The organism is Kineococcus halophytocola, assembly GCF_041276425.1.
In the GTDB taxonomy this organism is placed as follows: domain Bacteria; phylum Actinomycetota; class Actinomycetes; order Actinomycetales; family Kineococcaceae; genus Kineococcus; species Kineococcus halophytocola.
Genome location: NZ_JBGFTU010000016.1, coordinates 24863 through 47596, shown reverse-complemented (window position 1 = coordinate 47596; position 22734 = coordinate 24863). Strand labels below are relative to the sequence as shown.

Genomic DNA, 22734 nt, shown 5'->3' with positions numbered 1-22734 from the left:
AGAAACACGCTGACGACGAAGGAGGACGCTGATGTGCGGGATCGCCGGACTGCACCTGCGGGACGCGGCGCTGCAGCCGCACCTCGGGGCCCTGCTGCAGACGATGCTCTGCCAGGCCGCCGAGCGCGGGACCGACGCCGCGGGCGTCGGGCTCTACGGGGACGCCGTCCTCAACCCTGCGGGCCAGGCCACGGTCTGCGCCATCGAGTCGCCGCTGGCGGTCACCGACGCCGCCTCCGCGGTGGGAGGCGTCCTGGGGCAGCCGGTCCAGGGGCGGGCGAGCGGGCAGACGTCGGTCTTCTCCGCCGCGGTGAGCGCCGACCTCCTCGAGGCCGCGGTGCGCAGCGCGTTGCCCGGCGCCGTCGTGACGAGCCGGGGGGCGGACCTGTCCGTGCTCAAGGGCACCGGGCACCCCGACGACCTGGCGACGACGTTCCGCCTCGCCGACGCCACCGGGTACCAGGGCGTCGCGCACACCCGGATGGCGACGGAGTCCGCCGTCACCTCGACCGGCAGCCACCCCTACTCCGTCGGTCCGGACCAGTGCATGGTCCACAACGGGTCCTTCTCCAACCACGCCACGATCCGCCGCGAGCTCGTGGCCGAGGGCGTGGAGTTCGACTCCCAGAACGACACCGAGGTCGGTGCGCGGTTCGTCGCCCAGCAGCTGGCCGGCGGGGCCGACGTCGAGAAGGCGCTGCGCCTGCTGTGCGAACGGTTCGACGGGTTCTACACGTTGCTCGTCGCCACGGAGAACTCCTTCGCCGTCGTCCGCGACGCCATCGCCTGCAAACCCGCGGTCGTCGCCGAGACCGACCGGTGGGTGGCCGTGGCGAGCGAGTACCGCTACCTCACCGGCCTGCCCGGTGTCGAGAACGCCCGCATCTTCGAACCCGAGCCGGAGGTCGTGTACGCATGGGAACGCTGACCCAGGAGATTCCCGCCCCCACCGTCACATCCGAGGTCGACCTGACCACGACGAGCGTGCGTGAGCTGAACGCGGCGCTGCACGCCGAACCCGAGGGGTCCACCGCCACCTACCGGGTGACGCACCCCGACGGCAGGCACTCCCTGGCCGCCGGGCTGGACCGGCCCCTGACGGTCTCCCTCGAGGGGCACGTCGGCTACTACGCGGCCGGCATGAACCAGCACGCCACGGTCGAGGTCCACGGCAACGCGGGTGTCGGTGTCGCCGAGAACATGATGTCCGGGCGCGTGCGCGTCCACGGCGACGCCTCCCAGTCCGCCGGAGCCACCGCCCACGGCGGTCTCCTCGTCGTCGACGGCAACGCCGCGGCCCGCTGCGGGATCTCCATGAAGGGGGTGGACATCGTCGTCGGCGGGAACGTGGGCCACATGAGCGGGTTCATGGCCCAGGCCGGGCGCATGGTCGTCTGCGGGGACGCCGGCGACGCGCTGGGCGACTCGATCTACGAGGCCCGGATCTACGTGCGGGGGACCGTCGCCTCCCTCGGTGCCGACTGCGTCGCCAAGGAGATGCGGCCCGAGCACCTGGCCGAACTGGCCGAGCTGCTGGCCGCCGCCGGTCGCGCCGACGACCCGGCCGCGTTCACCCGGTACGGCTCGGCCCGCACGCTCTACAACTTCCACGTCGACAACGCCTCGGCGTACTGAGAGGGGCCCGGAGATGACCGAAGACCTCGCCGCCCAGGGCCTGCGCGAGTCCACGACGTTCGACCGCAGCACCATCGCGGCGATCCAGCACGCGGCCCGCACCGGCATCTACGACATCCGCGGGGGCGGCGCCAAGCGCAAGCTCCCGCACTTCGACGACCTGCTCTTCCTCGGGGCCAGCATGTCCCGGTACCCGCTGGAGGGGTACCGCGAACGCTGCGACACCGACGTCGTCCTCGGGGCACGGAACGCGAAGTTCCCGCTGCACCTGTCCACACCCGTGACGATCGCCGGGATGAGCTTCGGCGCCCTGTCGGGCCGGGCCAAGGAGGCCCTCGGCCGCGGGGCCAGCGAGGTCGGGACGTCGACCACGACGGGCGACGGCGGCATGACCGACGAGGAGCGCGGGCACTCCAAGCACCTCGTCTACCAGTACCTGCCCTCGCGCTACGGCATGAACCCCGACCACCTGCGCGCGGCGGACGCGATCGAGGTCGTGCTCGGCCAGGGAGCGAAACCCGGCGGCGGCGGGATGCTGCTGGGGCAGAAGATCACCGAGCGCGTCGCGGGCATGCGCACCCTGCCCGTCGGCGTCGACCAGCGCTCGGCCTGCCGGCACCCCGACTGGACCGGCCCCGACGACCTGGCCATCAAGATCGGTGAACTGCGGGAGATCACCGACTGGGAGAAGCCGGTCTACGTCAAGGTGGGAGCCTCGCGTCCGTACTACGACGTCAAGCTCGCCGTGAAGGCCGGCGCGGACGTCGTCGTCGTCGACGGGATGCAGGGCGGGACCGCCGCCACGCAGGACGTCTTCATCGAGCACGTCGGCATCCCCACGCTCGCCGCGATCCCCGAGGCCGTGCGCGCGCTGCGGGAGATGGGGGTGCACCGCGAGGTGCAGCTCGTCGTCTCCGGCGGCGTCCGGGGCGGCGCCGACCTCGCCAAGTGCATGGCGCTGGGCGCCGACGCCGTCGCCATCGGCACGGCCGCCCTCATCGCTCTGGGCGACAACGACCCCGCCCTCGACGCCGAGTACCGCAAGATCGGGTCGGCCGCGGGCTACTACGACGACTGGCAGGCGGGGCAGGACCCGGCCGGCATCACGACGCAGGACCCCGAGCTGCAGCAGCGCTTCGACCCCGAGGTCGGCGGTCGGCGGCTCGCGAACTTCCTGCGCGTCATGACGATGGAGGCGCAGATCATCGCCCGCGCCTGCGGGAAGGCGCACCTGCAGCACCTCGAACCCGAGGACCTCGTCGCGCTGACGATCGAGGCCGCGGCCATGACCCGGTTGCCGCTGGCCGGCACGAGCTGGGTCCCCGGTCAGGGGCTCTGACGGGGCTCCTCGCGCGGACGGGGCATCCTGGGGCGGTGCGGACGGTGAGCTACGAGGACCTGCCCGACGTGCCCTGGCGCAACGGCCGGGGCACGACCCGGGAGGTTCACCGCGACGACCGCTGGCGGCTGAGCATCGCCACCATCGGCGGCCCCGGCCCGTTCTCGGTCTTCCCCGGCGTCGACCGCACGTTCGTCGTGGCGCGCGGCCGGCTCGACCTCACCGTCGACGACCGCCTCCACCACCTCGGTCCCGGTGACCTCCTGCGGTTCCGCGGGGAGGCCCTCGTCACCGCCGAGCCGGACGGCGAGGTCACGGCCGTCAACGTCATGACCACCCGACCGCACGCAGCGCGGGTGCGGGTGGGCGTCCCCCGGGAGGCCCTGGTGGCCGTCGACCTGACCACCCTGCAGTCGCACTCCTCCGTCGTCCCCGGCGACCTCGCAGGGCGAGCCGTCGTGGTGGAAGGGATCTCATGAGTTCGCAGTTCCTCGTCGTCGGTGCCGGCCTGGCCGGTGCCTCGACCGCCTGGCGGCTGGCCGAGCGGGGGTTCTCCGTCACGCTCGTCGAGCGCGACGTCCCCGCGTCCGAGCACGGCAGTTCGCACGGGTCGGCGCGGATCTTCCGCTACGCCTACCCCGAGCGCGTGTACGTCGACCTCGTGGCCGCCACCGAACCCGGCTGGGCGGAACTGTCCGCCCTCCACGGCTCCGACCTCGTGCGGCGCTGCGGCGCACTGGACTTCGGTGCCCAGCGCGATCCGCACGGGCTGGCGGCGGTCCTGACCGACGCCGGGGTGGAGCACGAGCTCCTGCCCCGGGACCAGGCCCGGGACCGCTGGCCGCACATCGCCTTCGACACCGACGTCCTGCTGCACCGGGCGGGCGGGGTCCTGGACGCTGAGTCGACCGTGACGACGATGGTGGCGGCGGCGCGGGCGCGCGGGGCCGAGGTCCTCACGGGGTGGCCCCTGCAGCGGCTGGAACGCACGGGCTCGGGGTCCGCGTCGGGTTTCACGGCGCACGCCGCGGACGGGCGCACCGTGAGCGCCGAACGCGTCGTCGTGGCCGCGGGGGGTTTCCTGCCCGACCTGCTGACCGACCTGGCGCTGCCGGCCGGGTTCCTCGGCGCGTTCCCGCCGCTGGAGGTGAAGGAGGAGAACGCCTTCCACTTCCCCTACCGCGACGACGCTCCGGCCCAGGACTGGCCCACCCTCATCCACAAGCGCGACGACATCTGCGTCTACGCGTTGCCGGGAGGGCGCGACGCGCAGTTCCACGGGCAGAAGGTGGCCGAGTACGACGCCGGACGGGTCATCCGTTCCGCGGCCGAGAGGACGGGCCGCATCGACCCCGCCAACCGCGGCCGCGTCGTGGAGCACGTGCGCCGGTTCCTGCCCGGTCTCGTGCCCGAGCCGTACGCCGAGACGACGTGCCTGTTCACGAACACCCCGACCGAGGACTTCGTCGTGGACGAGGCGGACGGCGTGACCGTCGTGTCGCCCTGCTCGGGGCACGGCGCCAAGTTCGCTCCCGTGCTCGGGGAGGTCGCGGCCGACGTCGCCCTGGGGACCGGTTCGGTGCCCGACCGGTTCCGGGTGGGCGGGCGAGTAGGTTCCTCCCGTGCCTGAGACCGCCGCGCTCCTCGCGGCCATCGCCGACACCGGCCGGGACCCGGTGCGGGGCGGGTACTCCCGCCCCGTCTTCGCGACCGCCGAACGCGACCTGCTCGAGTGGTACCTCGCCGAACTCGGCCGCCGCGGGCTCGAGGGCGAGACCGACCGCAACGGGATCGTCTGGGCCTGGTGGAACCCGGCCGGCGCCCCGTTGCGCGACGCCGTCGTGACCGGCAGCCACCTCGACTCCGTGCCCGGGGGCGGCGCCTTCGACGGCCCGCTCGGCGTCGCCTCCGCCCTGCGCGCCCTGGACCTGCTGCGCGAGCGCGGGACCGAGCCCGCCCGGCCCCTCGGGCTCGCGGTGTTCCCGGAGGAGGAGGGGTCCCGGTTCGGCGTGGCCTGCCTCGGGTCGCGGTTGCTGACGGGGGCCATCGCCCCCGAGCGAGCGCTGGCACTCACCGACCCCGACGGGACCACCTTCGCGGACGCGGCCCGGGGCGCGGGGCTGGACCCGGCGGGTTTCGGTCGTGACGACGAGGCGCTGGCGCGCATCGGCTGCTTCGTCGAGCTCCACGTCGAACAGGGTCGCGGCCTCGTGGACCTCGACGCCCCCGTGGCCGTGGCGTCGTCCGTCATCGGGCACGGGCGCTGGCGGTTCACGGTGCACGGGCAGGGCAACCACGCCGGGACGACGCTGCTCGCCGACCGGCACGACCCGCTGCTCGTCGCGGCCCTCGTCGTCGCCGCGGCCCGGGAGGTCGCCGCCGCGCACCCCGGCACGCGGGCCACGGTGGGGCGGTTGAACCCCGTGCCGGGCGGCGCGAACGTCATCGCCTCCCGCGTCGACCTGTGGCTCGACGTGCGGCACCCCGAGGACGCCGTGACCGCCGCCGTCGTCGCCGAGGTGTCGCGGCGGGCGGCCGAGCTCGCCACGGTCGAGGGGTGCACCGTGGACGTCCGCGAGGAGTCCCTGAGCCCGACCGTCGACTTCGACGTCGCCCTGTTCCGCAGGCTGTCCGGGGTGCTGCCCGGCGCGCCCCTGCTGGCCACCGGTGCCGGTCACGACGCGGGCGTGCTCGCCGAGCGCGTGCCCACGGCGATGCTGTTCACCCGCAACCCGACGGGCGTCTCGCACTCCCCGGAGGAGTTCTGCACCGACGCCGACGCCGAACGGGGATCCGTCGCGCTGGCGGACGTGCTGGCCGACCTGCTGGCCTGAGCCCAGCTCTGCCGTGGGGCGGCTCAGCCGTGCCCGCTCGTCCCGTCGTAGGCCGTGACGGCGAGGAACTTCGCGGGCAGTTCCAGGAGTTCTTCCGGGCCGTGCGGCCCCTCGCCGTCGAACTGCAGCGCGTCGCCGGGACGCATCGTGTAGCGCGCCTCGCCGTGCCCGTAGACCATCTCGCCCTCGAGCATGTAGAGGATCTCGGTCCCGGGGTGCTGGAACAGCGGGAACACCTCCGAGGCCTCGGTGAGGGTCACGAGGACCGCTTCCATGCGCTTGTGCGGCCCGCGCAGGCCTCCGAGCAGTTCGTACAGGTGGCCCTGCTTGGACCCGCGCCGCACGATGCGCGCCCCGTGGCCCGCCGGGACGAACACCGCCTCCCGCTCGGCGTCCACCCCGCGGAACAGGGCCGTGACGGGGACCTCCAGCCCGGCCGCGAGGCGGGCCAGGGTCGTGAGGCTGCAGGAGGTCTGCGCGTTCTCGATCTTCGACAGCATGGCCTTGGAGATGCCGACGCGGTCGGCCATCTCGGCCACCGATAGTCCTGCCGCTTGCCGGTAGGCGCGCACCTGGGCCGCGATGCTGCGCTCGAGGTCGCCCTCGGCCGGGCCGGCCGCCTCGCGGGCGATCTCGCGCGACGACGAACCGCTGGCGATGGGGTCCTCGGCGCTCGTCATGCGCCCATCCTGCCCCACCACCCGGTCAGGCCATGGTGTCGAGGATCGCCGTCAGGTCCTCGATCGTCGTGCGCGGGTTGACGATCGCGAACCGCGCGTTCGGACGGCCCTGGTGGCTGCTCGGCGTCACGAACGCGAGCTGCTCGTCCAGCAGCCGCGCCGACCAGGCGTCGTAGTCGGCCTTCGACCAGCCCACGCGCTCGAACACCACGACGGACAACTGCGGCTCCCGCACGAGGGAGAGTTCCGGGCGTCCGGCGATGACGCGGCCGACCTCGGCCGCCAGGTCGATGGCCGCGTCGATCGCCTCCCGGTAGGCCCGGACCCCGTAGGTCGCCAGCGAGAACCACGTGGGCAGGCCCCGCGGGCGCCGGGTGAGGTGGGCGGCGAAGTCGGACGGGCTCCAGTCCTTCGTCTCGGTGAGGGTGTCGAGGTACTCGGCGTGCTGGGTGTGGGCGCGGCGGCCGCGGTCGGGGTCGCGGTAGACGAGGGCGCACGCGTCGAAGGGCGCGAACAGCCACTTGTGCGGGTCGACGATGACGGAGTCGGCGTGCTCGAGACCGGTGAACAGGTCCCGGCGTCGCGCCGACAACCGACCGGCCAGGCCGTAGGCGCCGTCGACGTGCAGCCAGGTGCCCCGCTCGGTGGTGACCTCGGCGATCCCGGCCAGGTCGTCGACGATCCCGAAGTTCGTCGACCCGGCCGTCGCCACGACCGCGAACACCCGGTCCCCGTGCTCGGCCAGCGCGGCGCGGACGGCGTCGCCGCGCAGGACGCCGTCCTCGCCCGGCGCCACGGCCACGACGTCGACGTCCATGACGCGGGCGGCGGACGCGATCGAGGAGTGCGCCTCGGCGCTGCAGACCACGGCCCAGCGACCGGGCGCGGTCCCTCGGCCCCGCGCCGCCTCGCGTGCGTCCTCGCGCGCCGCGACGAGGGCCGACAGGTTCCCCAGGGTCCCGCCCTGGACGAAGACACCGCCGGACCCCGCGGGCAACCCGAACTCCCCGGCCAGCCAGCGCAGCACCTCGTTCTCGGCGTGCACAGCCCCGGCGCCCTCCAGCCAGGACCCCCCGTACAGCGCACTGGCCGAGACCACGATGTCGAACGCGGCCGCGGCCTTGGACGGCGCGGAGGGGATGAACGACAGGTAGCGCGGGTGGTCGGTCGTGATGCAGGCGGGGGCGAGGACGTGCTCGAACACGGCCATCGCCCGGGCCGCCCCGATGCCGTCCTCGGTGACGGCCGGGGGTGCCAGGCGGCGCAGGTCGGCGCTGCTGACGGACTTGTCGAGCGGGAGGTCGCGGGCCGTGAGCCGGTTCCGGGAGTACTCCAGCACCAGGTCCAGGACCGCCTCGTTCTCGCCGGTCGTCTCGTGCATGCGCGCGGACGGGCCCGCGGTGCTCTCCTCGTGCATGGTCCAACTCTCCGTGGGCGCCGGTTCCACCGTCCACGGTAGGGGGTGCCGGTGGTGCCCACGACGCGAGCCGTGCGCGGGTGTTCAGGCGCTCTGACCGCGCGGTTCGTCGTCGAACCAGCGGTCCGGGGGGTCGGTGGGGTCCGTGCTCAGCCACCGCCGGGCGGCCTGCGGGTCGCGCCGGTGCAGCTCGGTCAGCAGCAGGCCCAGCGCGGCCACGAGCCGTTCGCGCTCGGGCCCGGAGGTGCCCGTGGAGGTGGCGCGCAACGCCTTCCACTCGGCGAAGAGGGCCTCCAGCGGCAGCACGCCGAAGAGGTCGGCCAGTCCGTCGGTGCCCGGCGGCTCCTGCACCCGGGCAGCGGTCGGCGCCCCCTCGCGGGGCGCGGGGCCGGCCGCCTCCTCCTCCCACCGCAGCAACCACCGCACCAGCACGGTCGAACCGGCCACCAGGACCAGGGCCGACAGCGCCTGCGGCGGGACGCCGGCCACGTGGGCACCGGCCGAGAAGGGCGGCAGGGCCCCGGCCGCCACCAGCAGGCGCCGCGTGCGCCGCTGCGTGTCCGGGCGGGCGGCCGACTCCGGTGACGTCACCGCGGGCAGGAGGAGCAGCAGCAGGCTCACCAGGGTGGCCGACAGCAGGACCGTGACGGGCGAGCTGACCGCGCCGAGGACGGCCACCACGGTTCCCAGGCCCAGCCCGGTCGCAGCGGCGATCCGCAGCGGGGGCGCGAGGGCGCCGCCGGACACCGGACCCGACCGCGAGAGCGGGGAACCGCTCCCCATCACGACCCCTCCTCCCCGCACGGCGCCGGGTCCCGGACGACCACGGCGGCGTGGTTGTCGTGCAGAACGTCGGCGCGACCCCGCCGGTTCCCACCGGTCCCCGCCGGTTCCCACCGGTCCCCGCCGGTTCCCGACAGTTCCTCCGCCGGGGAGCGCGCCGACCGCCCTGTGGGTGTCCCCCTACGCTGGGCCGGTGCCCGAGAAACCCTCCCGGTGGACGTTCCTGACCAACCACGCCCACGTCCTCGTCGTGCTGGCCGCCGACGCCGAGGTGCGGATGTCCGAGGTCGCCGCCCGGGTGGGGATCACCGAGCGGGCCGTGCAGGCGATCGTCCGCGACCTGGAGGTCGAGGGGTACCTGGTGCGTGAACGCGTCGGGCGCCGCAACCGCTACACCGTGCCGCGACGGACCCGGTTGCGGCACCCGGTCGAGGAGCACGTGCGGGTCGAGGACCTGCTCGCCCTCGTCCTGCGGGAGTGAGGCGGGACGCGCACCCGGCGGGCGAGCCCGCTCGACGCGCGAACTCCGATTCGCGCATCGCTTGACGTGCTTCGTCGGACCGGGTTCACTGGGACCAGCGGAGGGGAGTACCCCGAAACGCTCCGATCGTCAGGACGGCCGACCCCCGGTGGGCGGCTCGGTCGGGGCGGGTCCGGCGCGCCGGGCCGGGGGAGATCTCCGGTCGGTGGTGCGCTGACCGGAAGGAGTTCTCGTCGTGTCCGTTCCCCTCTGGGTGTGGTTGGCCGTCCTCGGCGTCATCGCCGTGATGCTGGCCGTCGACCTGTTCGTCCACCGGCACGCCCACGTGATCGGGGTCCGCGAGGCCGCGGTCTGGTCGGGCGTCTGGGTGGGTCTCGGGGTCGCCTTCGGTGCGCTGGTGTGGTCGGTGTGGGGCGCCGACCGCGGTCAGGAGTACTTCGCCGGGTACCTCATCGAGAAGTCGCTGGCCGTCGACAACGTGTTCGTGTGGGCGATCCTCCTGACGTTCTTCGCGGTGCCGCGCGAGTACCAGCACCGGGTCCTGTTCCTCGGGGTCGTCGGTGCCCTCGTGTTCCGCGGGGTGTTCATCGCGGCCGGGTCCGTGCTCATCGCGAGCTTCTCCTGGATCCTGTACCTGTTCGCCGCGTTCCTGCTCTACACCGGCTACCGGATGATCCGTCAGCGCGACGAGCACGTCGACCCCGCGCGGTCCAGGGTCCTGAGGCTGTTCCGCCGCTGGATGCCGATGACCGACGCCTACCACGGTCAGCGCCTGCTGGTCCGCAAGGGCGGCGTCCTCATGGCCACCCCGCTGCTGGCCGTGCTCGTCCTCGTCGAGGTCACCGACGTCGTCTTCGCGGTCGATTCCATCCCGGCGATCTTCGCGGTCACCGACGAACCGTTCCTCGTCTTCACCGCGAACGCGTTCGCCGTCCTCGGACTGCGGGCGATGTACTTCCTGCTGGCGGACCTGATCCACCGCTTCGTGCACCTGAAGCTGGGGTTGGCCCTCGTGCTCATCTGGGTCGGCGTCAAGATGCTGCTCAAGGTCGACCTCTACTACATCCCGACCCCGGTGTCCCTGGCAGTGATCACGCTGATCCTAGGGACCTCCGTCGTCACGAGCCTGCGCGCCACGCGGGGTCAGGGGCGCCGGGCCGTCCAGGCTCCCACCGACCCGCCGTTCCGCACCGCCGACGAGGCCGAGGTGGCCGCCCTGGAACCGCTGTGGCGGCCCCGGCGCCGCAGCGGGCGAGGCGTCCGGGACTGACCGCGGGGCCCGTCGTCCCTCCCCGGACGACGGGCCCCGTCGGTGCGTCCTCAGCTGGGGGAGGGATCGGTCCCCTGGGCGGCCTCGCGCAGCGCCGGGATGATGTCCGACGCCGCCGCCGCCAGGAACTCCTCCTGGTGCTCCCCGCCGATCTGGACGAGGGCGAGGTCGGTGAACCCCGCCTCGAAGTACGCCGAGGCGGCCTCCACGATCGCGTCCACGTCGTTCCCGCAGGGGATCTGCCCGGCGACGTCCTCGGGGCGGACGAACTGCGTCGCGCCCGCGAAACCGGCCGTCGTCGGCAGGTCGGCGTTCACCTTCCAGCCACCGGCGAACCAGCGGAACTGCTCGTGCGCACGGGTGATCGCGGCGTCCTTGTCAGAGCCCCAGGAGACGGGCATCTGCCCGATCTTCCGGCCGGGTCCCTGCCCCGGTTCGCGGGCGGCCTCCCAGGCCTTCAGGGCCGCGTCGGGTTCGACCGCGATGGCGTGCTCGGCCAGGGGGGAGAACCGGGTGGCGGACTTCTCCCCGCTGATGGCCACGGCCAGCGGGACGCGGTGCTCGGGAACGTCCCACAACCGGTGGGAGTCGACGCGGAAGTAGTCACCGGCGTAGGTCAGCAGGTCGCCGTCGAACAGGTTCGAGATGATCTCGCACGCCTCGACGAGCATGTCCTGGCGTTCCTCGACGGCGGGCCAGCCGTGCCCGACGACGTGCTCGTTGAGGTTCTCGCCCGATCCCAGGCCGAGGACGAACCGCCCCTCGGACAGGATCTGCACCGTCGCCGCCTTCTGGGCCACGATCGCCGGGTGGTACCGGACCGTCGGGCACGTCACGTACGTCATGAGTTCCACGCGCTCGGTCGTGGCCGCCACCGCACCCAGGACCGACCAGGCGTACGGCGCGTGGCCCTGGCTGGTCAGCCACGGCGAGGCGTGGTCGGAGAACACGATCGTGTCGAACCCGGCCTCCTCGGCCGCGCGGGCGTCGCGCACCAGCCAGCGCGGGTCGGACTGCTCGCTCATGCAGGTGTAGCCGATGCCCGGTGCGGTCACGACAGCGCCTCCAGCAGCGCCCGGTTGAACGCCGGCAGGTCGTCGGGGTTGCGGCTGGTCAGCAGCGGCCCGGGGCCGTTGCGGTCGACGACGACCTCCTCGTCGACCCACTCCGCACCGGCGTTGCGCAGGTCGGTCTGCAGCGAGGGCCACGACGTCATCCGGCGGCCCTTGAGCACGTCGGCCTCGGCCAGCGTCCACGGCGCGTGGCAGATGGCCGCGATGGGCCGGGTCGAGGCCGCGAACTGCTGCACGAAGGTCACCGCCGAGCGCGAGGTGCGCAGGGCGTCGGGGTTGGCGACACCGCCGGGGAGGACGAGGGCGGCGTACTCCGACGGGCTGGCGTCGTCGACGACGACGTCCACCTCGAAGGTGTCGGCCTTGTCCAGGTGGTCGAACGCCTGGACCGTGCCGGGCTGCGTCGACAGCAGGACCGGTTCGCCGCCGGCCTCCTGCACCGCCTTCCACGGTTCGGTCAGCTCGACCTGCTCGATGCCCTCGTTCGCCACGAGGAACGCGATCTTCTTGCCCGTGAGCGTTGCGTCCGTCATGGCGCTCACGGTCGCACCGCCGGCGGGGGTCGGCATCCGGGAAGGGTCGAGCGCCCCCGCGGGGCCGAGCGTGGAAGGATCACCCCTGCCACAGCCGTCGCACGGAGGAGTGCTCCCATGCCCATCGCCACCCCGGACGTCTACGCCGAGATGCTGGACCGCGCGAAGGCCGGGTCCTTCGCCTACCCGGCCATCAACATCTCCTCCTCGATCACCCTGAACGCGGCCATCCGCGGCTTCGCCGAGGCCGAGAGCGACGGCATCGTGCAGGTCTCCACCGGCGGGGCGGAGTTCCTGTCCGGCACCACGGTCAAGGACATGGTGCTCGGCTCCCAGGCCCTGGCCGAGTACGCCCACCACGTCGCCAAGGCGTACGACGTGAACATCGCGCTGCACACCGACCACTGCCCCAAGGACAAGCTCGACGGCTTCGTCCGCCCGCTGCTGGCGATCTCCGACGAGCGCGTCCGGAACGGCCGCGACCCGCTGTTCCAGTCGCACATGTGGGACGGCTCGGCCGTGCCGCTGGAGGAGAACCTGCAGATCGCCCAGGACCTCCTGGCCCGGGCGGCGGCCGCGAAGATCATCCTCGAGGTGGAGATCGGCGTCGTCGGGGGCGAGGAGGACGGCGTCGCCCACGAGATCAACGACAAGCTCTACACGACGGTCGAGGACGCCCTGGCCACGGTCGACGCGCTCGGCACCGGCGAGAAGGGCCGCTACATGGCCGCCCTGACCTTCGGGAACGTGCACGGCGTCTACAAGCCCGGTGGCGTCAAGCTCCGTCCGGAGATCCTCAAGCAGATCCAGGACGAGGTGGGGGCGCGCGTGGGCAAGGACAAGCCCTTCGACCTCGTCTTCCACGGCGGCTCGGGGTCGACCGCGCAGGAGATCGGCGACGCCGTCGACTACGGCGTCATCAAGATGAACATCGACACCGACACCCAGTACGCGTTCACGCGGCCGGTCGCCGACCACATGCTCAAGAACTACGACGGCGTCCTGAAGGTCGACGACGAGGTCGGCAACAAGAAGGTCTACGACCCCCGCGCCTGGGGCAAGGCCGCCGAGACGGGCATGGCCGCCCGCGTCGTCGAGGCCGCCCAGCACCTGCGCAGCGCGGGCAAGTCGGTCAAGTGACCCGCCGGTGACCCGCTGAACCGGCCCCGCCCACCGCGGTGGGCGGGGCCGGGGTCGTGCGGGGGCGGGGTCGTGCGGGGGCGGGGTCGTGCGGGGGCGGATCAGGCGGGCTGCGGCCCGTCCTCGTCGCCGCCGCCCGTCGTGCTGGTCAGGCCCGGCTCCTCGTCCACGACGTCGAGCAGCTGCACGATGTTCGTCGTCTCGATGAGGAACCTCACCACGGCCGGCGGCCGGATGAGCGTCACCCGGTGGGCCTTGGACCGGGAGGCGAGCCGGGCCAGGAAGGCCAGGCCCGTCGAGTCCATGAAGGTCACGTGGTGGGCGTCGACCTGCAGCGGGCGCCCGGAGCTCAGCGCGTCCTCGGCGGCCTCGAGCAGGTCCGGGCCGAGCTCGGCGTCGATCTCGCCGGTCAGCACCACGCGGGTGGCCCGGGGTTCGTAGAGGACGTGCACCGAGCCCGGGTCCACGGATCGGACCTGGGGCACCCGGGGAGCCTGTCCCGGCGGTGTCGCGTCGTTCGTCATGGGTCCTCCGAAAAGTCCGCACGCTGTTGCCGCTGGGCCCGGCTCTCTACAGGCAGCGGACGACCGTCCCGCCCGGCCTTGCACCGCGCGGGTGGGCCGGTCGCTCCGTCGCCTCCTCGGCGCGCGGTCCGTCCGACCCCCCTGCATGCTATCGACGCCGGGTCGGCGCCCGTGCCGTGCACCGCGTTCACCCGGTCGGAGCGGCCGACTGGTCATCCGACCACCACGTCCGGCGGGTCGTCGGGCAGACTCCCGCACGGGGACCGGTCGTGCGCCGGTCACCCGGTGACCGTCCGTCCGCCGTCCGCACCAGCGCGAGGAGCCCCGTCCCATGTCGGCCAGCAGTCCGCAGGCGCTCGCCCTGGGCGACCCCGCCGCCGTGCTGCTGCTGGCCCGCCGCGAGGGGGCGGGCACCGCCGAGGTGCTGGCCGTCGACACCGCCGGACGGCGCCTGGTCGTGGGCGGGACCGGGGACGGGGCCGCCTCCGGGGCCGGTCTGCCGCGGACCCTGGAAGACTTCCGCCGCCGTGCGGGCTGGCCCCGGCACGCCGTCTGGGACCGCGCGGCGGCCGGCGAGCTCGTCCCGGGCCACCTGCTGCCGGGAGACCTGTGGTGCGCGGCCGGGCCCGTGCCCGACCGCGACGAGGTGCTGCTGGTGCTGGCCCCCGTCGAACGCGCCCACGGCCCCGGCGGCGGCACGTCCGTCGTGGCCGCTGCGCCCGGGTCCGCCCTGTCCGCCCACCGCGGCGGCCGCCTCGTCGTGGACGTCGTCGACGGGGCCTGGACCCGCACCACCGGGGTACCCGCCTCCGCCGTGGTGCACCACCCCGCCCGGGAGCTGGTGCGCACCCGCGAGGAACGGGCCCTGGACGACCTCGAGGCGGCCCTGCACAGCCCGCACCCGGTCGCGGTGACGCTGCTGGACCAGCGCGCCGACGGCAGCGACTTCCTGCACCACGTGCGCGCGGTGCCGCTGCTGGACCGCTCCGGGGCGGTGTGCCACGTCCTGACCCGGCACAGCGACGTCACGCGGCGCACGGCCGTGGACCGGGGGGTCGGGACCCGCCTCGACGTCCTGACCCGCCTCGACGCGGTCGTCGGTGCCGCGGTCGACGGGCCGCGCGCGGCCGTGGACGTCCCCGGTGCCCCCTCCGACGCGGACGGCGTCCTGCAGGACGTGGCCCGGGTCCTGGGCGACCAGCTCGTCGAGGGGGCGATGTTCGTGCGGCTGCACGAGCGGCCCGGCGGCGTCGAGCTCGTCGTGGCCGCCGCGCACGGCCGGCGCCTGCACGCCCTGCAGGGCCGGCACCTGTCCCGGCCCCGGAGGCCGGACCCCCTGCTGGACGCGTGCACGCGCGAGCTGACCGACCTCGCCGACGCCCCGCACGACCCGGGCTCGGTCGCGGCCTGGCTGCACGACCTGTGCGCCGAGCCCCCCTCCGACGGGTCCTCCGACCCCGCACCCGGGGCGCCGTCGGGTCCCGCGCCGCTGGTGGTGCCCCTGCGGGGGCAGCGCCGGTCCCAGCAGGACGTCCTGGGCCTGCTGCTGGTGTGCCCGCACCCCTCCGGGATCGGGCCGCAGGACCGCACCGTCGTGGTCGGGGCCGCGGCCCGGGCGGCGCTGCTGCTGGAGAACGCCCGGCTGCACGCCCGGGAGCACGCCCTGGCCGAGACGCTGCAGCGCAGCATGCTGCCCGACAGCGCCGAGTTCACCGGCATCGACGGGCTCGACGTGTGGACCTTCTACGCGCCCAACGCCGACCACTCCCAGGTCGGGGGCGACTGGTACGACGTGCTGCCCGCGCCCGCCGACGGCGGCGGTGCGGCGGCCGGTCTCGTCGTCGGCGACGTCGTCGGGCACGACGTCGAGGCCGCCGCGGCCATGGGGCAGATCCGCTCGGTCGTCCGCTCGGCCGCCCACGACCTCGACGACCCCGGCAGCGTCCTCATGCGCGTCGACCAGCTCGCCGGTGGCCTCGGCATCGGCCGGATGGCCTCCCTCGTCTACGCCACCGTGCAGCGCCTCGACGACGGCGGCTGGGAGATGGCCTGGTCCAGCGCCGGGCACCTGCCGCCCCTGCTGCGCCGCGGGAGCGCCCCGGGCCACCGCGTCGAGGTGCTCAGCGAGGCCACCGGCACCCTCGTCGGCCTCGGTGAACGTCCCCGGCCCACCCGCGAGCGCGCGCTGTCGCCGGGGGACGTCCTCGTGCTCTACACCGACGGCCTCATCGAGACGCGGTCGCGGCCCATGCGCGACGGCCTGGAGGTGCTCGTGGAGGTGCTGGCCCGCTCCAGCGCCCGCGACGCGGCCGGCATCGGCGAGGAGCTGCTGGCCGGGCTGGGGGACACGCCCGAGGACGACACGGCCATCGTCGTCGTCCGGGTGCCGGAGGAGTCCGAGCTGGACGAGGCGCCGCTGCCGGTGGCCGACACCCCGCGCCGGCGCCGCTGGCAGCTGCCGTCCGAGCCGTCCTCGATCGGCAAGGCCCGGCACGCGACCCTGCGCGCGTGCGCCGTGTGGGGGCTGGACTGCGGCCCGCGCGCCGAGATCGTCGTCTCCGAGCTCGTCGCCAACGCCGTCCTGCACGGCTGGGGGACGATCGGGCTGCGCCTGTTCGACCTGGAGGGCGAGCTGCGCATCGAGGTCGAGGACGACAGCCCCGAGGCGCCCCAGGTCGTCGACGCCCGCCCCGACGGCGGCGGCGGTCACGGGATGCGGCTCGTCGCGTCGCTGGGACGGTGGGGGAGCACCCCCACCCGGCGGGGCAAGATCGTCTGGGTCGAGATCAGCACTGGAGAGGATCGCGCGTGAGCACCGGTACGAACCTGCTGGGCGGACCGCCGCCCACCCACCTGCCCGCCGACGGCGCCGTCGACGACGCCCTGGCGGCCGGGTCCGACCCCGCCGCCGTGGCGGCCTCGCACCCGGCGGCCTCGCTGCCGTGGGCGCTGCTGGCCGAGCGCGCGCTCGTGGCCGGGGACACCGTGACCGCCTACGCCTACGCGCGCACCGGCTACCACCGCGGGCTGGACGCCCTGCGCCGGGCGGGCTGGCGCGGGCACGGGCCGGTCCCGTGGGCGCACGGGCCCAACCGCGGGTTCCTGCGGGCGCTGGCCGCCCTGCAGCGGGCCGCGCAGACCATCGGCGAGACCGAGGAGGCGGTGCGCTGCACCACCTTCCTCAACGACTGCGACCCGGCCGCCGCCCGCGAACTGCTGCCCTCGTGAGCGGGGGCAGGACCGTGGACCCCGACCGGCCCGTCCTGGTGGTCGGGGCCGGTGTCTCCGGCGTGGCGTGCGCCCGGGCCCTGTCCGAGGCCGGGGTGCCCGTGCGCGTGGTGGACCGGGGTCGGCGCAGCGGGGGGCGCATGAGCGGTCGCCGCGTCGAGAGCACCGGCGGCGTGCGCGTCGTGGACCTCGGCGCGTCCTACTTCACCGTCTCCGACGGGGACGGCCTGCACGCGGACTTCGCCCGCCTGGTCGCCGACTGGCACGAGCGCGGGCTGGCCCGGCCGTGGACCGACACCTTCGCCGTCCTCGACGGGAAGGGCGGGGAACCGGGCTCCTCCTCCGGGCCCGTGCGCTGGGCCTCCCCGACGGGGCTGCGCAGCCTGGTCGAGGACCTCCTGGCCCCGCCCGGGGCCGAGCCGCTCGACGTCGTGCAGGGCATCGACGTCGAGGGCGTCTCCAGCGGCGGGGACGGCCCGGCCGTCGACGGCCGCCGGGCGCCGGCGGTGGTGCTGGCCATGCCCGACCCGCAGGCCGCCGACCTGCTGCCGCGCATGGTCGCCACCCGGCTGGACGTCTCGGCCCGCTGGAACTGGCGTCCCTGCATCTCCGTGTACGCCGGCTGGGAGCAGCGCTGGTGGCCCGACTTCCACGGGGCCTTCGTCAACGACTCCGACCTGCTCGTCTTCCTCGCCGACGACGGGTCCCGGCGCGGTGACGGGGCGCCCGTCCTCGTCGCGCACACGGCCCCCGACGTCTCCAGCGAGCACCTCGACGCCCCCGCGAGCATCGTCGCGCCCGTGCTGGCGGCCCTGGGGCCGCTGCTGGGGGTCGCGAGCGCCCCGGAGCCGACCTGGGCCCGCGCGCACCGCTGGTCCCTGGCGAACCCGCTGCGCCAGCACGAGGACGCCCCCTTCGGCTTCGACGAGGAGAGCGGGATCGGGGTCTGCGGCGACGCCTGGGGGGAGCGCTCGAAGGTCCAGACGGCGTGGGAGTCGGGCACCGCGCTCGGGCGTCACCTCGCCGGGCGGTTCACCGGCTGACCCCGGGCCCGCGCCGGGGCGGTCGGCGCGGGCCCGCCACCCGGTAAGCTCCCCGTGGTCTGCGGTGACCACCCCCGTCCCGGGCCGGTGGTCCGCGGGGCCGGGCAGCACCCGGACAGTCGTCACCAGGAAGCAGGGGATCTCATGCCCGCGATCGTGCTCGTCGGCGCCCAGTGGGGGGACGAGGGCAAGGGCAAGGCCACCGACGCCCTCGGCGCCCGCGTGGACTACGTGGTGAAGTTCAACGGCGGCAACAACGCCGGGCACACTGTCGTCGTCGGTGACGAGAAGTACGCGCTGCACCTGCTCCCCAGCGGCATCCTCACCCCCGGCGTCACGCCCGTCATCGGCAACGGCGTCGTCGTGGACCTGTCGGTGCTGTTCGAGGAGCTCGAGGCGATGACGGCCCGCGGGGTCGACTGCTCCAAGCTCCTCGTGTCCGCCTCCGCCCACGTCATCGCCCCCTACCACCGCGTGCTCGACCAGGTCACCGAGCGGTTCCTGGGCAAGCGCAAGATCGGCACCACGGGCCGCGGTGTCGGCCCGTCCTACGCCGACAAGATCAACCGGGTCGGGATCCGCGTCCAGGACCTGTTCGACGAGTCGATCCTGCGGCAGAAGGTCGAGGGGGCCCTCGACCAGAAGAACCACCTCCTGGTCAAGCACTACAACCGCCGCGCGGTCTCGGTCGAGGAGACGGTCGGAACCCTCCTGTCCTACGCCGACCGGCTGCGGCCCATGGTGACCGACGTCTCCCTGGAACTGTCGCGCGCGCTGAACCGCGACGAGATCGTCCTGTTCGAGGGCGGCCAGGCGACCATGCTCGACATCGACCACGGCACCTACCCGTTCGTGACGTCCTCCTCGGCGACGGCCGCCGGGGCGTGCACCGGGGCGGGCATCCCCCCGAACCGGATCGACCGGATCGTCGCCGTCGTCAAGGCGTACACCACGCGCGTCGGCGAGGGCCCGTTCCCCACCGAACTGCTCGACGCCGACGGCGAGAAGCTGCGCCAGGACGGCGGGGAGTTCGGCACCACGACGGGCCGCCCGCGCCGCACCGGCTGGTACGACGCCGTCATCTCCCGGTACGCCGCCCGCATCAACGGCGTCACCGACTTCGTCCTCACCAAGCTCGACACGCTGACGGGCTGGGAGCGCATCCCGGTGTGCGTGGCCTACGACGTCGACGGGGTCCGCCACGACGAGATCCCCATGTCGCAGACCGACTTCCACCACGCCACGCCCGTGTACGAGTTCTTCGACGGGTGGACCGAGGACATCTCCTCGGCGCGGTCGATGTCGGACCTGCCGAAGAACGCCCAGGCCTACGTCGAGGCGCTGGAGCAGATCTCCGGCGCCCGCATCAGCGCCGTGGGCGTCGGCCCGGACCGCGAGCAGACCGTCGTCCGGCACGACCTGCTGGGCTGACCCGCGGATGAGTTCGCCCCTGGTGCGGGAGGCGGCGCTCGCCGACCTCCCGCCCGCGGTGCTCTACGCGCTGCTGCGGTTGCGCGTCGACGTGTTCGTCGTGGAGCAGGAGTGCGCCTACCCCGAACTCGACGGCCGCGACCTCGAACCCACGTGCGTGCACGTGTGGGCCGAGGTCGACGGCACCGTCGCCGCGACGTTGCGCGTGCTGCGCGACGCCGACGGCCGGGGCCGGATCGGGCGGGTCGCCACGGCGCGGGAGTTCCGCGGCGCCGGGGTCGCGGCGCGGTTGATGGAACGCGCGCTGGAACTCCTGACCGGTTCCGAGGTCGTCCTCGACGCCCAGGCGCACCTGCAGCACTGGTACGCCCGGTTCGGCTTCGTCGCGCAGGGCGACCTGTTCACGGAGGACGGGATCCCGCACGTGACGATGGTGCGGGCGGCCTGAGCGGCGTCCGCCCGCGGGCGGTCAGTCCTCCTCCTGGTCGCGGGTCAGGGACGTCAACTGCCGCAGGCAGTGCTCCAGCAACGGCCGGGGAAACCCGTCGGCGAGCCGGTAGAAGACCACCCTGCCCTCCTTGCGCCGGCTGACCAGGCCCGCGGTGCGCAGGACCCGCAGGGCGTAGCCGGCGGCGTCCTCGGTGACGTCCAGGGCCAGGGCGGTGTCCCCGACGCACAGCTCCTGGACCTCCTCGAGGGCGTGGAGCACGCGCGCCCGGGTCGGGTCGGCGAGCAGGCCCAGCACGGCGGTCAGCCGCCCGACGTCCTCGGCGGCCGGTACCCGTTCCCGGGCCCGGCGCACCCGCTCGGCGTCGACGGGATGGGCGTGACCGGTCATGAGCACCTCACACCGGTCATGCAACCACCGCTCCCGGTTGCCCGCACAGCCGTACGGGTATGGGATCCACGAGCAGCCGAGCGTGGTGGACGTGACCTGAGCGGGGAGGTGGACATGCAGCCGTACTCCGGGGTGCTGGCGGTCCTGGGCGTGGCGCTGCTGGTCATCGGCGCGCTGCACGCGGTGGCCCGGCTGACCGCGGTGGCCCCCGACCCGGTGCCCAGCCTGCCGTTCCTGTCCGGGCACCACCCGGCCGAGCACGCCCTGTCCCGCTTCCACGTCCGCTGGTACCCGGTCACCCTGGTCTTCCTGGCCTTCGACGTCGAGATGCTGTTCATGTACCCCTGGGCCGTCGTCGTGGCCGAGGTGGGGGCGGGCGCGGTGGTCGAGATGTTCGTGTTCCTGGGGGTGCTGCTGGCCGGTGTCGCGTGGGCCTGGCGCGAAGGTGCGCTGCGGTGGGTCTGACCGGGTTCCTGGGGCGGTGGGCCCTCCGGCGGGTCCACGTCCTGGTGGTCGAGGTGCCCGGCGCCGCCGGGGTGCGGATGGCGGTGGAGCGTGAACTCGCCGCCCGCTCGTGGGTGCCGGCGGTCTCCCCGGCCGAGGCCGACGTGCTGGCGGTGTGCGGGAGTCCCGGGCCGCGGATGAGCGCCGTCGTCGAGGCCGTGTGGGACCAGCTGCCCGGCCCGCGGACCCGGGTCGACGTGGAGGCCGCCGCCGGGGTGAGCGCCGCGTTCGAGGCGGCCGCCGCCGCGCTGCTGGACACCGGCGCGCACCGCCGCGACGCCGCCTCCCGCTCCGCCCCGTGGGCCGACACCGACGGCGGGGGTGACGAGCACGGGGACGAGCACGGGGACGACGACGACATGGACATGCACATGGACATGCCGATGCCCGGGGGGATCGGCCTGGCCGGCGGCGGCGACGACCGCGACGGGCTGGAGATGGACGTCCTGCACCTCCCGCTGGGACCGGTCCTGCCGCACTGGCCGCCCGGCCTGGTGCTGACCTGCACGCTGCAGGGGGACGTCGTCGTGCACGCGAGCGCCGAGGTCCTCGAGCCGGTCCCGGACCGGGGGCTGCCGGTGACCGGTGACGTCCGCCGCGACGTCGTCGTGGCCCGGTGCGACGCCGTGGCCCGTCTGCTGGCCGTCGCCGGCTGGGACGCGGTGGCGGCACAGGCCCGCCGGGTGCGCGACGACGCCCTCGACGGTGCCGCCCTGGCGGAGTGCGCCGCCGGCCTGGACCGCCTGACCCGCCGCGTGACCCGCTCCCGGGTGCTGCGGTGGTCGCTGCGCGGCCTGCGCACCGCGGTCCGGGCACCGGGCAGGGCCGGTGCGGACACGCACCCCGTGGACCTGCCCGACCGGCTGCGCGGCTGGCTGGAGGAGGCCTTGGCCGCCGCCCGGGCGCCGGAGCAGGACGCGGGGACGGGACCCGACGCGGTCCCGCCCGCCGCTCTCCCGGGCCTGGTGACCGGGCTGGACCTGGCCGCGGTCCGCCTGGTCGTCGCCGGCACCGACGTCGTGGCCGACCTGACCGCCTCGACCGCGGGGGAGGCGGGTCGTGCCTGACGCGGACGTGGTGGCGGTCTCCGCCGCGTGGGCCCCGCTGGTGCTGCTGCTCGTCGTGGCCGGCGCGTGGTGGGCGGCGTCCGTGGACGCCGTGAGTTCCGGCGCCGGCTGGGGGGCGCCGGTTGCCGAGACGGCCCGGCTGCTGCGGCAGCGGCGGCGCTCGTTGCTGGCGGCCGACCGGTTGCTGTGGCGGCTGGGGGGCGGCGGGTTGCTGGTCGTGGCCCTGCTCATGGCGGCGGTCGTCCCGCTGGGCCGCTGGACGATGGCCGACCTGGGGGTCGGGCTCGTCTGGTTCAACGCGATGGACGTGCTCGTGTGGGCGCTGGTGTGGATGGCCGGCTGGGGTCCGAACAGCGCGCACGCCCTCGTCGGGGGGTACCGGTTCCTGGCCCAGGCGCTGGCCTACGAACTGCCGCTGATGTTCGCCCTGACGGCCCCGGCGGTGGCGGCCGGCAGCCTGCGGGTCGCCGACGTCGTCGCCGCCCAGCAGGAGCTGTGGTTCGTCGTGTGGATGCCGGTGGCGTTCGTCGTGTTCTGCGGCTGCGTCGTGGCGTTCTCGGTGCACGGCCCGTTCGCGGCGGCCGCGGGCGCCGACGTCGGTGGTGGGGTGCTGGCCGAGGTGTCGGGGGTGGACCGGTTGCTGCTGCTGGCGGGGCGGTACGCGCTGCTGACCGCGGGGTCGGCGTTCGCCGTGGTCGTCTTCCTCGGCGGGGGTTCCGGGCCGTGGCTGCCCGCCTGGGTCTGGACGCTGGGCAAGACGTTCGCGCTGCTGGCGGTGCTGGTGCCGGTCCGGCGGCGGGTGCCGCTGCTGCGCCCGGACCGGCTCGTGGAACTGGGCTGGGTCGTGGTCCTGCCGCTGACCCTGCTGCAACTGCTCGTGGTGTCCATCGTCGTGTCGTCGTCGTGGTCGTGAG

24 protein-coding genes are annotated in these 22734 nt (G+C 74.4%); 17 read left to right on the top strand and 7 right to left on the bottom strand.

Annotated features, from left to right (window positions below):
• The first annotated feature begins 31 nt into the window (after positions 1–31).
• Genes AB2L27_RS14225 through AB2L27_RS14200 form a run of 6 tightly spaced genes read left to right on the top strand, consistent with a single transcriptional unit; the run spans position 32 to position 5808 of the window.
• A complete protein-coding gene (locus AB2L27_RS14225; RefSeq protein ID WP_370442138.1) occupies positions 32–928 on the top strand; it encodes a class II glutamine amidotransferase domain-containing protein in 897 nt (298 codons plus the stop codon).
• Positions 916–1635 (top strand): GltB/FmdC/FwdC-like GXGXG domain-containing protein, encoded by a 720-nt coding sequence (locus AB2L27_RS14220; RefSeq protein WP_370442137.1) that lies wholly within the window; start codon positions 916–918, stop codon positions 1633–1635. Before AB2L27_RS14225 ends, AB2L27_RS14220 begins: the two co-directional genes overlap by 13 nt.
• 13 nt (positions 1636–1648) lie before the next feature.
• Positions 1649–2974: an FMN-binding glutamate synthase family protein gene (locus AB2L27_RS14215; RefSeq protein ID WP_370442136.1), complete on the top strand. Its 1326-nt coding sequence runs from the start codon at positions 1649–1651 to the stop codon at positions 2972–2974.
• 35 nt (positions 2975–3009) lie between these two features.
• Positions 3010–3453, top strand: a complete 444-nt coding sequence (locus AB2L27_RS14210) for a HutD/Ves family protein (RefSeq protein WP_370442135.1) — start codon at positions 3010–3012, stop codon at positions 3451–3453.
• A complete protein-coding gene (locus AB2L27_RS14205) occupies positions 3450–4604 on the top strand; it encodes an FAD-dependent oxidoreductase (RefSeq protein WP_370442134.1) in 1155 nt (384 codons plus the stop codon). Before AB2L27_RS14210 ends, AB2L27_RS14205 begins: the two co-directional genes overlap by 4 nt.
• Entirely contained in the window at positions 4597–5808 is a 1212-nt protein-coding gene (locus AB2L27_RS14200; RefSeq protein ID WP_370442133.1) for an allantoate amidohydrolase, read from the top strand. Before AB2L27_RS14205 ends, AB2L27_RS14200 begins: the two co-directional genes overlap by 8 nt.
• Positions 5809–5831: 23 nt before the next feature.
• On the opposite strand, the gene AB2L27_RS14195 is transcribed toward AB2L27_RS14200, so the two are convergent.
• The 3 genes from AB2L27_RS14195 to AB2L27_RS14185 all read right to left on the bottom strand — a co-directional run bounded on the left by AB2L27_RS14195 (position 5832) and on the right by AB2L27_RS14185 (position 8691).
• Positions 5832–6488, bottom strand: a complete 657-nt coding sequence (locus AB2L27_RS14195; RefSeq protein WP_370442132.1) for a helix-turn-helix domain-containing protein — start codon at positions 6486–6488, stop codon at positions 5832–5834.
• Positions 6489–6513: 25 nt separating this feature from the next.
• Positions 6514–7905 carry a pyridoxal phosphate-dependent decarboxylase family protein gene (locus AB2L27_RS14190; RefSeq protein WP_370442131.1) on the bottom strand — a complete coding sequence of 464 codons (1392 nt, stop codon included), beginning with the start codon at positions 7903–7905 and terminating at the stop codon, positions 6514–6516.
• An 84-nt stretch (positions 7906–7989) separates the two neighbouring features.
• Entirely contained in the window at positions 7990–8691 is a 702-nt protein-coding gene (locus AB2L27_RS14185; RefSeq protein ID WP_370442130.1) for a hypothetical protein, read from the bottom strand.
• 190 nt (positions 8692–8881) lie between these two features.
• Between AB2L27_RS14185 and AB2L27_RS14180 the strand changes: the two genes are divergently transcribed.
• Together AB2L27_RS14180 and AB2L27_RS14175 are read left to right on the top strand one after the other, a co-directional pair.
• Positions 8882–9169, top strand: a complete 288-nt coding sequence (locus AB2L27_RS14180) for a helix-turn-helix transcriptional regulator (RefSeq protein WP_370442129.1) — start codon at positions 8882–8884, stop codon at positions 9167–9169.
• A gap of 235 nt (positions 9170–9404) precedes the next feature.
• Positions 9405–10439: a TerC family protein gene (locus AB2L27_RS14175; protein ID WP_370442128.1), complete on the top strand. Its 1035-nt coding sequence runs from the start codon at positions 9405–9407 to the stop codon at positions 10437–10439.
• Positions 10440–10489: 50 nt separating this feature from the next.
• On the opposite strand, the gene AB2L27_RS14170 is transcribed toward AB2L27_RS14175, so the two are convergent.
• Together AB2L27_RS14170 and AB2L27_RS14165 are read right to left on the bottom strand one after the other, a co-directional pair.
• Positions 10490–11494 carry a TIGR03557 family F420-dependent LLM class oxidoreductase gene (locus AB2L27_RS14170; protein ID WP_370442127.1) on the bottom strand — a complete coding sequence of 335 codons (1005 nt, stop codon included), beginning with the start codon at positions 11492–11494 and terminating at the stop codon, positions 10490–10492.
• On the bottom strand, positions 11491–12045 hold the full coding sequence (locus tag AB2L27_RS14165; RefSeq protein WP_370442126.1) for a type 1 glutamine amidotransferase domain-containing protein: 555 nt from the start codon (positions 12043–12045) through the stop codon (positions 11491–11493). The genes AB2L27_RS14170 and AB2L27_RS14165 overlap by 4 nt, the downstream gene beginning before the upstream one ends.
• A gap of 117 nt (positions 12046–12162) precedes the next feature.
• Here AB2L27_RS14165 and fbaA point away from each other — a divergent pair, with 117 nt between their 5' ends.
• The gene (fbaA, locus tag AB2L27_RS14160; protein ID WP_370442125.1) at positions 12163–13185 is read left to right on the top strand and encodes a class II fructose-bisphosphate aldolase; all 1023 of its coding nucleotides are present in this window, start codon (positions 12163–12165) and stop codon (positions 13183–13185) included.
• Between the two features lie 101 nt (positions 13186–13286).
• Here the strand turns inward: fbaA and AB2L27_RS14155 are convergent, their stop codons facing one another.
• Positions 13287–13670, bottom strand: a complete 384-nt coding sequence (locus AB2L27_RS14155; protein WP_370442124.1) for an STAS domain-containing protein — start codon at positions 13668–13670, stop codon at positions 13287–13289.
• Between the two features lie 370 nt (positions 13671–14040).
• On the opposite strand from AB2L27_RS14155, the gene AB2L27_RS14150 reads away from it, so the two are divergent.
• The 5 genes from AB2L27_RS14150 (at position 14041) to AB2L27_RS14130 (ending at position 19859) form a co-directional block, all read left to right on the top strand.
• Positions 14041–16521: an ATP-binding SpoIIE family protein phosphatase gene (locus tag AB2L27_RS14150; protein WP_370442123.1), complete on the top strand. Its 2481-nt coding sequence runs from the start codon at positions 14041–14043 to the stop codon at positions 16519–16521.
• Complete coding sequence (locus tag AB2L27_RS14145; RefSeq protein ID WP_370442122.1) at positions 16518–16937, top strand: DUF3151 domain-containing protein; 420 nt, start codon at positions 16518–16520, stop codon at positions 16935–16937. Before AB2L27_RS14150 ends, AB2L27_RS14145 begins: the two co-directional genes overlap by 4 nt.
• Positions 16934–17980, top strand: coding sequence for an NAD(P)/FAD-dependent oxidoreductase (locus tag AB2L27_RS14140; RefSeq protein WP_370442121.1), 1047 nt, complete (start codon positions 16934–16936; stop codon positions 17978–17980). Before AB2L27_RS14145 ends, AB2L27_RS14140 begins: the two co-directional genes overlap by 4 nt.
• Before the next feature lie 144 nt (positions 17981–18124).
• Entirely contained in the window at positions 18125–19411 is a 1287-nt protein-coding gene (locus AB2L27_RS14135; RefSeq protein ID WP_370442120.1) for an adenylosuccinate synthase, read from the top strand.
• A gap of 7 nt (positions 19412–19418) precedes the next feature.
• Complete coding sequence (locus AB2L27_RS14130; protein WP_370442119.1) at positions 19419–19859, top strand: GNAT family N-acetyltransferase; 441 nt, start codon at positions 19419–19421, stop codon at positions 19857–19859.
• Between the two features lie 21 nt (positions 19860–19880).
• Here AB2L27_RS14130 and AB2L27_RS14125 read toward each other — a convergent pair whose 3' ends face one another.
• On the bottom strand, positions 19881–20249 hold the full coding sequence (locus tag AB2L27_RS14125) for an ArsR/SmtB family transcription factor (RefSeq protein ID WP_370442118.1): 369 nt from the start codon (positions 20247–20249) through the stop codon (positions 19881–19883).
• A 114-nt stretch (positions 20250–20363) separates the two neighbouring features.
• Here AB2L27_RS14125 and AB2L27_RS14120 point away from each other — a divergent pair, with 114 nt between their 5' ends.
• The 3 genes from AB2L27_RS14120 to AB2L27_RS14110 are packed head-to-tail and all read left to right on the top strand — an operon-like array spanning position 20364 to position 22733.
• Complete coding sequence (locus AB2L27_RS14120; RefSeq protein ID WP_370442117.1) at positions 20364–20714, top strand: NADH-quinone oxidoreductase subunit A; 351 nt, start codon at positions 20364–20366, stop codon at positions 20712–20714.
• A complete protein-coding gene (locus AB2L27_RS14115; protein WP_370442116.1) occupies positions 20705–21820 on the top strand; it encodes a hypothetical protein in 1116 nt (371 codons plus the stop codon). The genes AB2L27_RS14120 and AB2L27_RS14115 overlap by 10 nt, the downstream gene beginning before the upstream one ends.
• Positions 21813–22733: an NADH-quinone oxidoreductase subunit H gene (locus tag AB2L27_RS14110; protein WP_370442115.1), complete on the top strand. Its 921-nt coding sequence runs from the start codon at positions 21813–21815 to the stop codon at positions 22731–22733. Before AB2L27_RS14115 ends, AB2L27_RS14110 begins: the two co-directional genes overlap by 8 nt.
• The last annotated feature ends 1 nt before the right edge of the window (position 22734 follow it).